At 64.8% G+C, this 349-nt stretch carries 1 pseudogene; it reads left to right on the top strand.

Annotation, left to right across the window (positions count from 1 at the left end):
• Positions 1-349, top strand: a pseudogene (locus EN859_RS36130) (ATPase); the annotation flags it as partial.

The following is a 349-nucleotide window of genomic DNA, read 5'->3' as shown; positions in this document are numbered from 1 at the left end:
GTTTCGCGGGCGCGAGACGGTGCCGGAGGAAGTGGACGTCCTGCGCGACCTGATTCCGGCCGCCAAGAACCTCTATCGCAATCCGAGCTCGGGCGCTTATGTGAGGCGCGGCAGCGATGCGCTGACAGCGGACACGCCGGTTCCCTACCGCGTCGCCGACCTGCTCAAGCAGATCGACGAGCGCATGGGCATGCTGGAAAGCAAGAACGACCGACCGACCTTGAAGTCGCTGCGCACGCGCATCGAATCGGCAGCGGCCGACCCGCGCTACCGCTTCATGTTCAACTCGCGGCTGATCGAGGACACCATCCACGAGACGATCGGCAACATCTTCCGGGTGCCCAACCAC

The sequence above is a fragment of the Mesorhizobium sp. M00.F.Ca.ET.216.01.1.1 genome, from assembly GCF_004010325.2.
In the GTDB taxonomy this organism is placed as follows: domain Bacteria; phylum Pseudomonadota; class Alphaproteobacteria; order Rhizobiales; family Rhizobiaceae; genus Mesorhizobium.
The sequence above is the reverse complement of the archived record's forward strand: the minus strand, read 5'-3'. Positions and strand labels throughout refer to the sequence as shown.